The organism is Streptomyces sp. NPDC041205 (genome assembly GCF_055591765.1).
The window spans coordinates 194,947-207,803 of the sequence record NZ_JBVIZH010000012.1 but is presented as its reverse complement, the minus strand read 5'-3'; the positions used below and the strand labels follow the sequence as shown (position 1 = coordinate 207,803).

The 12,857-nt window shown below is 74.1% G+C and carries 12 protein-coding genes; 2 read left to right on the top strand and 10 right to left on the bottom strand.

Features of this window, described 5'->3' with window-relative positions:
* Positions 1-79: 79 nt before the first annotated feature.
* From ACZ6BG_RS35525 to ACZ6BG_RS35495, 7 genes are all read right to left on the bottom strand, one after another.
* Positions 80-259 carry a hypothetical protein gene (locus tag ACZ6BG_RS35525; protein ID WP_469009438.1) on the bottom strand — a complete coding sequence of 60 codons (180 nt, stop codon included), beginning with the start codon at positions 257-259 and terminating at the stop codon, positions 80-82.
* A gap of 14 nt (positions 260-273) precedes the next feature.
* Positions 274-972: a hypothetical protein gene (locus ACZ6BG_RS35520; RefSeq protein ID WP_469009436.1), complete on the bottom strand. Its 699-nt coding sequence runs from the start codon at positions 970-972 to the stop codon at positions 274-276.
* 748 nt (positions 973-1,720) lie between these two features.
* Complete coding sequence (locus ACZ6BG_RS35515) at positions 1,721-2,527, bottom strand: type III pantothenate kinase (protein ID WP_469009433.1); 807 nt, start codon at positions 2,525-2,527, stop codon at positions 1,721-1,723.
* A complete protein-coding gene (gene nadC, locus ACZ6BG_RS35510; protein ID WP_469009430.1) occupies positions 2,527-3,534 on the bottom strand; it encodes a carboxylating nicotinate-nucleotide diphosphorylase in 1,008 nt (335 codons plus the stop codon). Before nadC ends, ACZ6BG_RS35515 begins: the two co-directional genes overlap by 1 nt.
* Positions 3,535-3,539: 5 nt before the next feature.
* Positions 3,540-5,243 (bottom strand): L-aspartate oxidase, encoded by a 1,704-nt coding sequence (locus ACZ6BG_RS35505; protein ID WP_469009426.1) that lies wholly within the window; start codon positions 5,241-5,243, stop codon positions 3,540-3,542.
* Between the two features lie 91 nt (positions 5,244-5,334).
* On the bottom strand, positions 5,335-6,474 hold the full coding sequence (gene panC / locus ACZ6BG_RS35500; protein WP_469009422.1) for a pantoate--beta-alanine ligase: 1,140 nt from the start codon (positions 6,472-6,474) through the stop codon (positions 5,335-5,337).
* Entirely contained in the window at positions 6,471-7,532 is a 1,062-nt protein-coding gene (locus tag ACZ6BG_RS35495; protein ID WP_469009539.1) for a Rossmann-like and DUF2520 domain-containing protein, read from the bottom strand. Before ACZ6BG_RS35495 ends, panC begins: the two co-directional genes overlap by 4 nt.
* A 210-nt stretch (positions 7,533-7,742) precedes the next feature.
* Between ACZ6BG_RS35495 and ACZ6BG_RS35490 the strand changes: the two genes are divergently transcribed.
* Positions 7,743-8,954: a threonine aldolase family protein gene (locus ACZ6BG_RS35490; RefSeq protein ID WP_469009419.1), complete on the top strand. Its 1,212-nt coding sequence runs from the start codon at positions 7,743-7,745 to the stop codon at positions 8,952-8,954.
* Here the strand turns inward: ACZ6BG_RS35490 and ACZ6BG_RS35485 are convergent.
* Positions 8,914-9,150 carry a hypothetical protein gene (locus ACZ6BG_RS35485; protein ID WP_469009416.1) on the bottom strand — a complete coding sequence of 79 codons (237 nt, stop codon included), beginning with the start codon at positions 9,148-9,150 and terminating at the stop codon, positions 8,914-8,916. The genes ACZ6BG_RS35490 and ACZ6BG_RS35485 overlap by 41 nt on opposite strands.
* Positions 9,151-9,455: 305 nt before the next feature.
* On the opposite strand from ACZ6BG_RS35485, the gene ACZ6BG_RS35480 reads away from it, so the two are divergent.
* A complete protein-coding gene (locus ACZ6BG_RS35480; protein ID WP_469009415.1) occupies positions 9,456-10,565 on the top strand; it encodes a DUF5937 family protein in 1,110 nt (369 codons plus the stop codon).
* A gap of 89 nt (positions 10,566-10,654) precedes the next feature.
* Here ACZ6BG_RS35480 and ACZ6BG_RS35475 read toward each other — a convergent pair whose 3' ends face one another.
* Both ACZ6BG_RS35475 and ACZ6BG_RS35470 read right to left on the bottom strand, forming a co-directional pair.
* Positions 10,655-11,329 (bottom strand): response regulator transcription factor, encoded by a 675-nt coding sequence (locus ACZ6BG_RS35475; protein ID WP_030361035.1) that lies wholly within the window; start codon positions 11,327-11,329, stop codon positions 10,655-10,657.
* A 218-nt stretch (positions 11,330-11,547) separates the two neighbouring features.
* Complete coding sequence (locus tag ACZ6BG_RS35470; protein ID WP_469009410.1) at positions 11,548-12,750, bottom strand: sensor histidine kinase; 1,203 nt, start codon at positions 12,748-12,750, stop codon at positions 11,548-11,550.
* Positions 12,751-12,857 lie beyond the last annotated feature (107 nt).

The window sequence follows — 12,857 nt, the reverse complement described above, 5'->3', positions numbered from 1 at the left end:
GCACGACTCGATGGAGTCGTGCGCCGGGACGGCGCCCCGCGCCCCGGCGGGGGCTCAGGGGCCGCGGAGCGGCGGTCGTTCAGGCGTCGCCGGTCTTCGTGGTCTGCCGGACGCCCTCGGTGCGGGCGATCGCCGCGTCGACGGCGGCGTCCTCCTTGGCCTTGTTGGCGCCGCCCTGGGTCTTGACGATCGTCACGATGAGGCCGATGAAGAACACGGCCATCACTACGGGGGGCACGAGCGCGGAGACGTAGTCCATGCCCCCCAGCGTAGCTAGCCCGCCGCGAGGCGCTGCGACGGGGCGGCGGGCGGGGCCGGGCGTTTGGGCGGGAACACCTCGGCCGGTGTCGGCACGGGGCGGGGGCGCTCCTGCGGGGCGGCGGGGCGCTCCGCGGGGGTACCGGGGCGGGGCGCGGGCTTCTTCTCGTCGGCGGCGGCGAGGCCGCCGGGCAGGGCGAGGAGGCGGGTGCGGGACGGGGGGACGGTGGGGCGGGGCTTGATCCGTGCCGTCTCGTCGGCGGCTTCGGGCGAGGGCGCCTCCGTGGTCGCCGCGGCCGCCGCCGACGCCGCGAGGCGGGCTCGTACGGCTCGTTCGGCGAGCACGCGGCAGCGGTCGAGGAGCGCGGCCGCGTGCGGGTTGCCGCGCAGGGCACGCAGGGCCGCGAGGTCGTCCGCGCCCGGCCGGTACCCGGTCGCGAGCACGTCCTCCAGGAGTTCCAGATACCCGGCCGCGGTGCCGGGCAGCGCCGCCCGGTAGCGCGCGAGGTCGGCCACCAGGAAGGCGCGCAGCCGGGCGCCCTCGCGCACCGCCTCGTCGATGTCGTCGGCGAGGCGCACGCAGTCCTGCACGGCCTGGTCGTCAAGGGCACGAACGGTGCTGGGGTGCAGGGCGTGGGCCAGCGCACGGCGGAGCACTCGCAGCTCCTGCGCACCGAAGGCCATGCCGCCCCGGGATCCGTATGGCGTGGGCATGGGGTGACGATACGCGCTAAGGGAACAAAATCCTCTTAACGGACACCTTGGCGTGGCCTGGGGGCCTTGGGGGACGAGGGGGGTTCGGTGCTTGTGGGTGTCCCGTTGCCGTGGGTCGGGGGCGCCCTCGGTCGCGCTGCGCGCTCGGCCTCAAGCGCCGGACGGGCTGGGCCGGCGTCGGCGTCCCCTGCGGGTGGGACAGGGTGCTCCCGGTCGGCCTTCGGCCCCGTCCTCAAGCGCCGGACGGGCTGGGATGGTGCTGCCCGTCGGCCGGGTCGCGGCGGGGCGAGCGCGGCTTGTCAGTCCGGGCGGCGGCGGGTCGTGGCGAAGGCTACTGCGCCTATTCCCAGGGCTCCTGCTGCCGCGGCCACTATCCAGAGGACGACGCCTGCCCCGGTGTCCGCCATGCGGTCCGTGGGGGTGGCCGGGGGCGTGGTCGAGGTCGGCGTCACCGTTGGTGGGGGTGTCGTCGGGTGAGTGGGGGACGGGAGTGACAGGGACGCCGAAGTGGAGGTGTCCGCGTCGGCCGTCGCTGTCGCCGGGGCCCCCACCAGTGCCACCAGCGCGGCCGCCGTCACGACACCTCGGCGTGCCTTGCCCCTCATCCGCCCCACACTCTTCAGCCACCCACACCAGACGCCCGGTCAGAACCCCTCCCAGCACAGACTCTTGGACGGGGGCGCTGGTTGTCCCGCGGACGCGAGAAGTTGGCGCCGAGGCGCCGCACCCGGCGGCGTGAAACGCGCGGTCAGCCGCGCGACACGTTCCGTTCGTAGACGAGGCGGAGGCCGATCAGCGTGAGCCACGGCTCGTGGTGGTCGATCACGGACGCCTCACCGAGCACCATCGGCGCGAGCCCGCCCGTCGCGATCACGGTCACGTCCTCGGGATCGGCGTCCGGCCCCGCGAGCTCGCGCGCCATCCGCCGTACGACACCGTCGACCTGGCCCGCGAAGCCGTACAGGATGCCCGCCTGCATGGCCTCCACGGTGTTCTTGCCGATGACGCTGCGCGGCCGGGCCAGCTCGATCTTGCGGAGCTGCGCGCCGCGTACGCCGAGGGCCTCCACGGAGATCTCGATGCCGGGGGCGATGACGCCGCCCGCGTACTCCCCGCGCGCGGACACCGCGTCGAACGTCGTCGCCGTACCGAAGTCCACGACGATCGCGGGGCCTCCGTAGAGCTCGACCGCGGCGACCGCGTTGATGATGCGGTCGGCGCCGACCTCCTTGGGGTTGTCCATGAGGATCGGGACGCCGGTCTTGATGCCGGGCTCCACGAGGACGGCGGGCACGTCTCCGTAGTAGCGCCGGGTGACCTCGCGGAGCTCGTGCAGGACGGACGGGACGGTGGCGCAGATGGCGATGCCGTCGATGCCGTCGCCGAGTTCGTCGCCCAGGAGCGGGTGCGTGCCCATCAGGCCCCGCAGGAGCACGGCGAGTTCGTCGGCGGTGCGGCGGGCGTCGGTGGAGATGCGCCAGTGCTCGACGACGTCCTCGCCGTCGAACAGGCCGAGGACGGTCTGCGTGTTGCCTACGTCGATGGTGAGCAGCATCAGCTGTCGGCCTCTCCGGAGACCCGCGCTTCGCGGAGGTCCAGGCCGATGTCGAGGATCGGCGACGAGTGCGTGAGGGCGCCCACCGCGAGGAAGTCGACGCCCGTGCGCGCGTACGTCGCGGCGTTCTCCAGGGTGAGGCGGCCGGAGGACTCCAGGAGCGCGCGGCCCGCGACGAGGGCGACGGCCTCCTCCGTCTCGCCGGGCGTGAAGTTGTCCAGGAGGATCAGGTCGGCGCCCGCGTCAAGGACCTCGCGCAGCTGGTGCAGGGTGTCCACCTCGACCTCGACGGACACGCCGGGGAACATCTCCCGTACGGCCTTGAAGGCCTGCGCGACGCCGCCCGCGGCGACCACGTGGTTGTCCTTGACGAGGGCCGCGTCGGCGAGCGACATGCGGTGGTTGACGCCGCCGCCCGCGCGGACCGCGTACTTCTCCAGGGAGCGCAGGCCGGGGGTCGTCTTGCGGGTGTCGCGGACCTTGGCACCGGTGCCCTCAAGGGCGTCCGCCCACGCGCGCGTGGCGGTGGCGATGCCGGACAGGCGGCACATCAGGTTCAGCGCGCTGCGCTCGGCCGTCAGCAGGTCGCGGGTGCGGGTGGTGACGCTCAGGAGCACGTCACCGGCCTCCACGCGCTCGCCGTCCTCGAAGTGCCGCTCCACCTCGAACTCGTCCTCGCAGACGACGGACAGGACGGCTTCGGCGACGCGCAGGCCCGCGACGGTGCCCGCCTGGCGCGCGGTGAAGTCGCCGGTGGCCACGGCGTCCTCGGGGATCGTGGCGACCGTCGTGACGTCCACGGCGTCCGGCGAGAACTCCATGTCCTCGGCGATGGCCAGGTGCGCGATGTCCTCGACCTGGACGGGGTCGAGGCCCGCGTCCTCCAGCATCCGGGCGAGCGACGGGTCGAGGCCGCACTCCATCGCGTCGTGCGCCGCGTCGCCGCAGCCGCAGCCGTCGCCGCAGCCGCCGGTGCCGTCGGCGAGGGGGAGGTCGGTGGTGCTCACGTCGGTCACTGCTCCTGGGTGCTGGGGAAACGGGCGTTGTCGGTGGTACGGGTGTTGAGGGTCCTGTCGGGGTTCAGACGGACGACGATGTGGCGTCGCCACGCCGCGTCGTCCCGCTCCACGTGGTCCTCGCGCCAGTGGCAGCCACGAGTCTCCTCGCGCTGCCGTGCCGCCGCCACCAGGACGCGGGCGACGCACAGCAGGTTGGTGGTCTCCCAGGCGTCCACGCCGGGCTCGGCGGTCTTGCCGTCCTCGGCGAGCGCGCCCGCCGCGTCCGCGTGCACGGCGGCGAGCCGGTCGGCGGCCTCGGCGAGGGAAGCGGCGGAGCGGAGCACTCCGGCACCCTCGGTCATCACCCGCTGGATGGTGAAGCGGGCCTCCGGGGGCAGCAGCGGGTGGGTGGGCCGCAGCGGGGGCTCGGGGTCGGCGGGCACGCGCGCGTGGAGGGTGCCGTCGGCGTGCCGCGCGACGATGTCCTCCACGATGCGCTCGGCGTAGACCAGGCCCTCCAGGAGGGAGTTGGAGGCGAGCCGGTTCGCGCCGTGCACTCCGGTGCAGGCGACCTCCCCGCACGCGTACAGGCCCGCCACGGTCGTGCGGCCGTGCGGGTCGGTGCGGACGCCGCCGGAGGCGTAGTGGGCGGCCGGGGCGACCGGTATGGGCTCGGTGACGGGGTCGATGCCGTGGCTGCGGCAGGCCGCGAGGATCGTCGGGAAGCGCGCCGCCCACATGTCGGCGCCGAAGTGGCGGGCGTCCAAGTACATGTGCGAGGTGCCCCGTTCCTGCATGCGGCGCGTGATGCCCTTGGCGACGATGTCGCGCGGCGCCAGCTCGGCCAGTTCGTGCTGGCCCACCATGAAGCGCACGCCGTCGGCGTCCACCAGGTGGGCGCCCTCGCCGCGCACCGCCTCGGAGACGAGCGGCTGCTGGCCCTCCGCGTCGCCGCCGAGGAACAGGACGGTCGGGTGGAACTGCACGAACTCCAGGTCGGAGACCTCGGCGCCCGCGCGCAGGGCGAGCGCGACGCCGTCGCCCGTGGACACGGACGGGTTGGTGGTCGCGGAGAAGACCTGGCCCATGCCGCCGGTGGCGAGCACCACGGCGGGCGCGCGGACGGCGCCCACGCCGTCGTGCTGGCCCTCCCCCATGACGTGCAGGGTCACCCCGGCCGTGTGTCCTTCGGCGTCCGTCAGGAGGTCGAGGACCAGGGCGTTCTCGACCGTCGGTATGCCGCGCGCGCGGACCGCCTCGACGAGGGCGCGGGAGATCTCCGCGCCGGTCGCGTCGCCGCCCGCGTGCGCGATGCGACGGCGGTGGTGGCCGCCCTCGCGGGTGAGCGCGAGGCCGCCGTCGGCCGACTCGTCGAAGTGGGCTCCGGTCGCGATCAGTCGGCGTACGGCGTCGGGGCCCTCGGTGACGAGGATGCGCACCGCCTCGTCGTCGCACAGGCCCACGCCCGCCACGAGGGTGTCGTCCAGGTGCTGTTCGGGGGTGTCGCCCTCACCGAGGGCCGCCGCGACGCCGCCCTGCGCCCAGCGCGTGGAGCCGTCGTCCAGGCGCGCCTTGGTGACGACGACGGTCTTCAGGCCGGCCGCCGAGCAGCGCAGGGCGGCGGTCAGACCGGCCACTCCGGAGCCGACGACCACGACGTCGGCGTCGAGCGACCAGCCGGGCGCGGGGGCGTACAGCCGTATGCCAGTGGCACTCATGCGGGGGCTCCGATCCGGGTCGGGCGGGTGGCTGTGGTGCCGCACGGGCCCGTGCTCATGCGGGGGCTTGTGCGCGGGCGCGGGCGGGGGCTCATGCCGGGGCTCCGAACGTCAGCGGGATGTTGTCGATCAGGCGGGTCGTGCCGACCTTGGCCGCGACGGCCAGGATCGCCTCGCCCCGGTGGCCGGAGCTGATCTCCTGGAAGTCGGCCGGGTCGACGAGCGCCAGGTAGTCCAGGACGAGCGGCGGTCGCAGCCGCCTGGCCTCGTCGAGGACCTGCAACGCGGCAGCCCGGACGGCGGCGGGACCCGCGGGTCCCGCGGGGACGGCCTGGGCGACGGCGTGCGCGTCGGCGGCCGCGCGGGCCTCGCCCAGCGCGTTGAGACCGTCCACGCGCGCGTGGGTCGCGGGGGCGAGGGCGGCCCGGGCGCGCAGCGCCTCCTGTGCGGCGTGCCGGTCGCGGCCCGCGAACAGGGCGCGGGACAGCGCGAGCGCGGTGCGGCGCTCCCCGGGCGACAGGTAGCGGTTGCGGCTGGAGCGGGCGAGGCCGTCGTCCTCGCGGACCGTGGGCACGCCGACGATCTCCACGTCGAAGTTCAGGTCCCGCACCATGCGGCGGATCACGGCGAGCTGCTGCGCGTCCTTCTGGCCGAACAGCGCCACGTCGGGCGCGGTCAGGTGCAGCAGCTTGGCGACGACGGTGAGCACGCCGTCGAAGTGCCCGGGGCGCGTGGCCCCTTCGAGGACGGTGCCCATGGGGCCCGCGGTGACCCGGACCTGGGGCTCGCCGCCGGGGTAGACCTCCTCCGCGGCGGGGGCGAACACGACGTCCGCACCGGCCTGGGACGCGGTCTTGATGTCGGCTTCGAGGGTGCGCGGATAGCGGTCCAGGTCCTCGCCCGCGCCGAACTGCAGCGGGTTCACGAAGACCGTGACGACGACCTCGCCGTCAGGACCGGCCGCCTGCCGTGCCGTGCGGACCAGCGTGGCGTGGCCCTCGTGCAGGGCGCCCATGGTCATGACGACGGCGCGGCGCCCGGCGCGGGGGCGGGCGCGGAGGTCCGCGGTGGTGTGCAGGAGGGTGGTGTCGCGGGGGGCTTCAGGGGCGGTGGGCACGTCCGGGGGCGTCTGGGGCACCTGGGGCTGCTCCTGGAGCTGCTCCTGGGGCCGTTGTGGCTGCTTGGGCTCCTGAGGCCGATTGGGCTCCTGAGGCTTCGTCTCCTCGCTCATCGGTCCCCTCCGTTCGAATCGCCCGAGCCGCCTGAACCGTCCGAGCCTTCCGAACCGTCCGGGCCATCGCCACGGAACCCGTCGGTGCCGCGCGGGCCGCCCGAGCCGCTCGGGTCACTCGGCCCGCCCGGACCACCCGGACCACCCGGCCCGCCCGGACCACCCGGCCCGCCCGGACCGGAGCCACCATGGCCCCCCGCCCCGTTCACCCCGCCCGCCAGCACCCCGAGCAGGTCCTCGGCGAGTTCCGGCTTGAGCAGGCCGTGGGCGAGGGCGCGGTCGGCGGTCGCGCGGGCCATCGCCAGATACCCGGCGACGGTCTGCGGCGCGTGCTTGCGCAACTCGGCGACGTGCGCGGCGACCGTGCCCGCGTCCCCGCGCGCGACGGGCCCGGTGAGGGCCGCGTCACCGGAGCGCAGGGCGTTGTCGAGGGCCGCGCCGAGCAGCGGGCCGAGCATGCGGTCCGGGGCCTCGACACCCGCGTCCCGCAGCAGCTCCATGGACTCGGCGACCAGCGTGACCAGGTGGTTCGAGCCGAGCGCGAGGGCCGCGTGATACAGCGGGCGGGCCTCTTCGGCGATCCACTCGGGCTCGCCGCCCATCTCGATGACCAGCGCCTCCGCGGCGAGCCGCAGTTCGTCGGGGGCGGTCACGCCGAAGGAGCAGCCGGCCAGGCGCTGTACGTCAACGGGGGTGCCGGTGAACGTCATCGCCGGGTGCAGCGCGAGGGGCAGGCCACCGGCGCGCAGGGCGGGTTCGAGGACCTTCGTGCCGTACCGCCCGGAGGTGTGCACCAGGAGCTGGCCCGGGCGCACCGCACCCGTCTCGGCGAGGCCCTCGACCAGGCCGGGCAGGGCGTCGTCCGGCACGGTGAGCAGGACCAGGTCGGCGCGCTCGAGGACCTGGGCGGGCGAGACGAGCGGGACGTCGGGCAGCATGACGGCGGCGCGCCGCACGGAGCTGTCGGACACCCCGGAGGCGGCCACCGGGCGGTGCCCGGCGAGCTGGAGCGCCGCCGCGAGCGCCGGGCCGACGCGGCCCGCTCCGACGACGCCCACGGTGAGCCGCGCGGGGCGGTCCCTGGGGTCCGATCGGGGGTCGGGACGCTGCTCCGGCCGGTGGGATGCGTTCACGCGATGAGGCCTTCCGTTCCAGTCCGCTCGGGGTACCGGACGATTTCTCGTCATGCTAACGCTATCCGTCGGCGGGGCACCGTCGGCTGTCCACAGGCTGTGGGCATTCGTACGACCACGCGCGATGATCTGTGGATGACCGCACACGACAAGCCGGACGCCCCCACCGAGCCGGACGAGTCTGCCGAACCGCGCGATTCCGCCACACCGGACGAGCCCACCGAACCGGACGGCCGCGCGCGCAGGATCGCCGCCGCCCGCGGCGCCGAACGCCTCCTGACCCGCTCCCCCATGACGGTGAGCCTGGCCGAGCACCTCACAGCCCTGGCCGAGGGCGTCGCCGACGTCACGGACCCGGACCGGACGAGCGACCTGTACGGCGACGGCGTGGTCGCCGACCTGGAGGACGAGGTCGCGCGGCTGCTCGGCAAGGAGGACGCCGTCTTCTTCCCCACCGGCACCATGGCCCAGCAGGTCGCGCTGCGCTGCTGGGCGGGGCGTACGGGCAACGCGACCGTGGCCCTGCACCCCCGTTCTCACCCGGAGGTGCACGAGGCGGGCGCCCTCTCCGTAGTGAGCGGTCTGCGTACCGTGCACCCCACGGACGAGCCGCGCTGCCCCACGGCCGGCGAAGTGCGCGACTTCGAGGAGCCGTTCGGGACGCTGATGCTCGAACTGCCGCTACGGGAGGCCGGTTTCGTCCTGCCCAGCTGGCAGGAGCTCACGGACGTGGCGGCGGCGGCACGCGAACGGGACGCCGTCGTGCACCTCGACGGGGCGCGCCTGTGGGAGTGCGTCACGCACTTCGGCCGCCCGCTGCCGGAGATCGCGGCGCTCGCGGACAGCGTGTACGTGTCGTTCTACAAGTCGCTCGAAGGCATCGCGGGCGCGGCGCTGGCCGGACCACGGGCGCTGACCGACGAGGCGCGCTCCTGGCGGCACCGGTACGGCGGCCTGATGTTCCAGCAGTTCCCGACCGCCGTGTCGGCCCTGCTCGGCCTCAAGCGGGTCCTGCCGCGCCTGCCGGAATACGTCACCCACGCGCGCGTGGTCGCTGAGGCCCTGCGCGAGGGGTTCACGGCCTCGCGAGTGCCCTGGTCACGCGTGCACCCCGATCCGCCGCACACCCACCAGTTCCAGGTCTGGCTGCCGTACGAGCCCGACGTCCTGAACGAGGCGGCGCTCACGCAGGCCGAGGAGACCGGGACCCAGCTGTTCTGGCGCTGGTTCCCGGAAGGACCGCCGGGCCTGTCCGTCACGGAGGTCACCGTGACCGGACCAGGCCTGGCGTGGACACCCGACGACGTCAGGGCAGCGGTCGCGGAGTTCGTGCGCCGCCTCCCCTGAGACCGCGCAGCAGCCGCCCGAGCGCTGCCCGGAACCGCCCGTGCGCGGGACGCTCGTGGACGACGGCGTCGAAGCGCCCGTACTCCCGCACCTCCCGCACGACCTGCCAGTCGCAGACTCCGGGCGCTGGCGGCGTCCGCTCCCCGAGCTGAGAGGCGCGGTAGCTGTCGAGGAGGTATTGCTGGGTGACACTCATGACGAAGACCTTTCACCAGAAATAGTACTTAACGGACGCCAGAAGGCGCCAAGAAGTAGGCGCCGAGAGACGGTGGGGGACTGTCGGAGCCCGTCCGGCGGTTGAGGACGAGCGCGAAGCGCGACAGAGGGGGCCACAGGCCGACGGACCGGCCATGTCGGGGGCGACACCATCGGCGCCCCGGTGAGCCGCCGGATCCCGGCGACAACCCCACCTTGCGCCCGGCCGGCAGGCCACGTCGCGTCGATTGACGCCAGTCGTCAATCGGCCACGGCGTTGTCAGTGGCGCGGTGCACCATGGGGTCATGAGCGTGAGCATCGACATCACCGGCCTGACGCCGGAGCGGGTCCATGTCGTGCCCTCGCCCCTCGCCGAGCTGGGCATGGCGCTGCACGCGCTGTCCGAGCCCGGTCACCACCCGGGGCTGCAGGGCTGGGCGACGGCCGTCTCCACGCGCCTGGACCCGTGCCTCGCGGACCGCATGTGCGAGGCGGACTTCCTGTGGCGGACGACGTTCTCGGACGTCTTCGCGCCGTTCGCGGGCATCCCCGGCAAGAGCACCCTCCCGGGCGCCACCCTCGCCGAGGAGCTGGACCTCCTGGACAAGCTCACGGACCAGCAGTTCGTGGACGCCGCCCTGGAGTTCACCTGCCAGCTGGCGTACGACACGGATCGCGCCACGGACCCGCTGACCGACCCGGACATGCGCCGGCACGCCCTGGATCTCGCCGCCGCCCGCGGCGACCACCAGGTGCGGTTCACCAAGCGCCTGCTCGACGACCCGCCCGCCGTGCGGGCCTGGTTCCGCCAGCTCATGGAGGACTGCGACGAGGCGTTCTTCGCGGACACCTGGTCGCGGGTCAGCCATCAGCTCGCCGCGGACGCCCGGCACAAGACGGATCTGCTGCGCCGCAAGGGCCTGGGCGAGGCGCTGAGCGCCATCTCCGGAGCGGTGGCCCTGGACGAGGAGGCCCGCAGGATCACCATCGACAAGATGGCCGTGGGCCAGACCAGGACGGGCGAGGGCGGCCTGGTCCTGGTGCCGACCAGCCTCGGCTGGCCCCATCTGCTGGTGCTGCACCGGTTCGGCTGGCAGTCCTCGATCACGTATCCGGTGAACTCCCCGGGCCTCGCCGCCCCCGCCTCCGTGGAGCAGCTCACGCGCCGCATGGCCGCGCTGTCCCACCCGGTCCGGATGCGCCTGTGCCGCCACCTGGCCCGCGGGTCGTACACCACGGGTGAGCTGGCCGACGCGCACGGCATGACGGCCCCGGAGATATCCCGGCACCTGAGCGTCCTGAAGAAGGCCGAGCTGATCACGACCCGCCGCCGCGGGCGGTACGTCCAGCACCAGCTCGACCTGGGTGTGGTCTCCCGCCTGGGCAGCGAGTTCATCGAGGGCGTCCTGCGCTGACGCCGCACGGCGAGCCGCCCCCGCGCGGGATCAGCCCACCCTCACCACCAGGGCGCGGGACCAGCCCGTCCCGAGAGCGAGGCGCGGGATCAGCCCGTCCCGCCCCCCGCCCGCACCAGCCCCGTCTCGTAGGCCAGCACCACCACCTGCACCCGGTCGCGCAGCCCGAGCTTGGTCAGGATGCGGCCCACATGCGTCTTCACGGTCGCCTCGGACAGCACGAGCCGCGCCGCGATCTCGCCGTTCGAGAGGCCCTGGGCGACGAGCACCATGACCTCGCGCTCGCGCTCGGTCAGGCGCCCCAGCTCCTTGTGGTGCGGCTGGCTGCCGGTGCCCGGCAGCATCGGGGCGAAGCGGTCGAGCAGCCGTCGCGTCGTGGACGGCGCGACGACCGCGTCGCCGCTGTGCACGGCCCGGATGGCGGCGAGCAGTTCGGCGGGCGGCACGTCCTTCAGCATGAAGCCGGAAGCGCCCGCCTTCAGCCCAGAGAAGGCGTACTCGTCGAGGTCGAAGGTGGTCAGGATCAGCACCTTCGGCGGCTCGGCGGCGGCACAGATGCGCCGCGTCGTCTCCACGCCGTCCAGCTTCGGCATCCGGACGTCCATCAGGACCACGTCGACCGCCGTGGAGCGCAGCTCCTGCAGCGCCTCGACGCCGTCACCGGCCTCCGCGACGACCTCCATGTCCGGCTGTGCGGCGAGCACCATCCGGAACCCGGTGCGCAGCAGCACCTGGTCGTCGACGAGCATCACGCGGATCGACATCAAGGAGTCCCTTCACGGCCTTAGTGCACGGCCTCCGTGCGTGGCCTTCATGGATGGGTCGTCCGTCCATCATCGCGGACAGAGCGGGGGCTGGGTGCGGGGGCTCGGTGCGACGCCCTGTGGGGGCTCGGTGGGGGGCTCGGTACGGCGGCCGCGCGGGCCGCGCCCCGCGCACGCACGGCATGCGCGGCGGCACGGCCCGACAGCACTGACAGGTGTCAGTGTGCGGGTTTCAGTGGCAGCAGCGCACTGATGCGAAATCCGCCGCCCGGACGCGGCCCCGCGTCCAGGGTGCCGCCGACCATGCCGACGCGCTCGCGCATGCCGATCAGGCCGTGGCCGCTGCCGTCGGCGCCGCCGTCCTCGTACAGCTCGTGCGGCGCGCCCTTGCCGTCGTCCTCGACGAGCAGCCCCAGGCCGTCGTCGAAGTAGACGAGCCGGACGCTCGCCCCGGCGTTCTCGCCGCCGTGCTTGCGGGTGTTGGTCAGCGCCTCCTGGACGATGCGGTACGCGGTGAGCTCGACACCGCTGGGCAGCGGGCGCGGGGTGCCCTCCACCCGGAAGTCGACCGGCAGACCCGCGCCGCGCACCTGCTCTATCAACTCGTCGAGCTGTTCCACGTCCGGCTGCGGGACGTACTCGCCGCTCTCCTCGGGCTCGCCGGTGCGCAGCACGCCGAGCAGCCTGCGCATCTCCGCGAGCGCCTGGCGGCCGGTGCCCGAGATGGTGGCCAGGGCCTGCTTGGCCTGGTCGGGCGCGGCGTCGAGGACGTACGCGGCGCCGTCGGCCTGCACCACCATCACGGAGACGTTGTGCGCGACGACGTCGTGCAGCTCCCGGGCGATGCGGGCGCGCTCGGCGGCGACCGCGACCTTGGACTGCGCCTCGCGCTCCTTCTCCAGGCGGTCCGCGCGCTCCTCCAGCTGGGCCAGGTAGGCGCGGCGGGTGCGGATGGAGTCGCCGAGCACCCAGGCGAGCGCGAACGGCACCACCATGAAGACCATGAACAGGAGGTTGCCCCAGACCCCCGACGACGCCTCCGGCCAGCGCAGCTGCGACAGCGGAGCCGCCGCGAGCCCGCCGGCGAGGGCGAACCGCGAGGCCCACCGCGGGCCGTCCGCGGCCGCCGTGTAGATGATCACGAGCATCGCGAAGTTGGCGGGCCCGGGCTCCACGTCGAAGACCATCTGCAGGACGCCGATCCCGGCGGCGAGCAGCAGCATCCGGTCGGTCCACCGGCGCCGCAGCGCCACCACGAGGCACAGGCCGATGATGACCGGTATCGACGCGAGGGCCGGGTCGCGGCCGTCGGCCTCCGCGACGGCCACCGCGCCAAGCCCGGAGATCCCGAACAGGACGAACGCCCAGAAGGCGTCGACTCCCGTCGGGTGTCTGCGGAGAAAGTCATAGAGGCGCTGCACGTAACCCAGCGTAGGCAGCCCGTCGGGCCCCTCGGGTCAACCGGAGGTCCGATCCGTACGGCCGCCTCGTACTCCCCAAGGTGGAGGCCCGCTTACCCTTCTCGCTG